Source organism: uncultured Microscilla sp. (assembly GCF_947493425.1).
Lineage (GTDB): Bacteria > Bacteroidota > Bacteroidia > Cytophagales > Microscillaceae > Microscilla.
In genome coordinates this window covers 1-1,782 of the sequence record NZ_CANLRP010000373.1, presented here as the reverse complement: position 1 = coordinate 1,782, position 1,782 = coordinate 1, and the positions used below count along the sequence as shown (strand labels likewise).

1 protein-coding gene is annotated in these 1,782 nt (G+C 49.9%); it reads right to left on the bottom strand.

Annotation, left to right across the window (positions count from 1 at the left end):
* The coding region (locus Q0954_RS33825) for a phage tail tape measure protein (RefSeq protein ID WP_299466474.1) at window positions 1–1,782 on the bottom strand (1,782 nt) is incomplete at both ends.

The following is a 1,782-nucleotide window of genomic DNA, read 5'->3' as shown; positions in this document are numbered from 1 at the left end:
GTTGTTGATGTTGTCTACATTCATCCCGATGATATTGCCAATGGTAATGTTGATGTTTACCTGTTTGCTGCCTCCGCCCGTGATTTTGTTCATCCCACTTGCACTCGTGGTAGCATCGCTGCCACCAGTGGGACTTGCCTTGGTTTTACCCGGCGTTTTGGTGGGGTTAATCAAGGTATTGAAAGCCGCACCAGTCATCGTATCCACCGTTTTTTTCTTGCGGTCTTCATTGAACCTGTCTATCTCATCCTGTAGTTTTTGAACACGTTTTTTACGCTCTTTTTCTTCCTTTTCCTGTTGTTCTTCGGCGGGAGTCTTGGGCTGGGGCTTTTTGTCTTGCTGACTTTTCTCCTTTTGTTTCTGGCTCATACTGTCTGCCTCTTTCGACATCACCCCAATCAGGCGTAGCCCTTGTTTAATCTTGTTGAACACCCAGCTAAACTTGTCAATTAGCCAGTTGAACAAGTCGCCTATGCCACCAAATACTTTGCCCACAATGGTACCCAAACCTTCAAAAGCTGTACCTACCACTTTAAGCAAAATGCCTCCAATCCACAAAAAGAGTTTGCCCAGTGGGGTAAGCAGGCGTAAAATCACCCGAAGTACCGGGCGCAAACCATTAATCACTGCCGTGACTCCTGCCATGACATTCCCCAACAAGCCACCCACATCTACGTTTGCCCGAAACGAATCGGCAAGCTGATAGACAAAAGGCAACACCATATTTACCACTCCGGTGATTGCCTTCCAGATGTGCCCAAAATTGTCCATAATCGTATTTGCTACGTTGAGCACTACCTCAATGAGAGGCGATAGTGCCCCAATCAGGTTGCCCGCGATGTTCCATACATCCTGACTGACCATCAGCAGGTTGGTGCGTAGCCCACCGAGCAGCTGCTGAATACGATCTTTCATAGGGGCAAAGGTGGTGGCCAGGCGACCAATCAACCCTGAGATATTACTGAGCATTGTGGCAATAAAAGGAGAGACAAGGCTGACTGCCTGGGCAATGCCCTGCACCACATCTTTTACGCCCAGCGAAGCATTGCCAAACGTGTGTAGGCTACCCTTTGCCCCCAACAAATCGCGCTTGAACTGCCCAAAGGCTTGACGCAAGGGAGCAAAAGCATCGCTCAAAACTTTGTAATACCGCCCGAAATTTTCGCCCAAATCACTGAGCACCCCCGTCATTGATTGGGTCATGCGGCGCAGGAAAGGATCAAAGCGGTCGCCGATTTCAATCATTAGCCCGCTAAAAGCCGACTTTGCTTTGGTGACATCCCCCGCCAGGTTGTCTTCCATCGTTTTGGCCATTTTTTGGGCAGTACCCGCTGCGGTGTTGAGCACAATGTCGTAGCCCTTGATGGCTTCGGCTCCTTTGAGGGTAATCTCTCCCCCTTTTTTGAGGGCGGCCTGCAAACGCTTTTCGCCAAGGAGTCGCTTCATTAGGGCTACCTGGGTAGCATTGGCCGCATCAATTTTTAGCTTCTTTTCTCCGTTGAGTAGCGAGAGCATATTTTTGGTGGCCTCAGAGCCGTAAAGAGTAGCAATGGTGGCTTGCTTTTGCTTGTCGGTCATATTGACCGTGACTCGGTTGAGTTCCTGAATCATCCCGGCAATGCCTTTGAACTTGCCCCTGGCATCAAACATTTCAATCCCTAAGCCTTTCATCAGGGTGCGCATTTGACGGGTGGGTTTGGCCAGACGGTTGAAACCCGAAGCCAGGGTAGTGGTGGCCACCGAACCCTGCAAACCATTGTCGCCCAAAATACCAATGGCTGA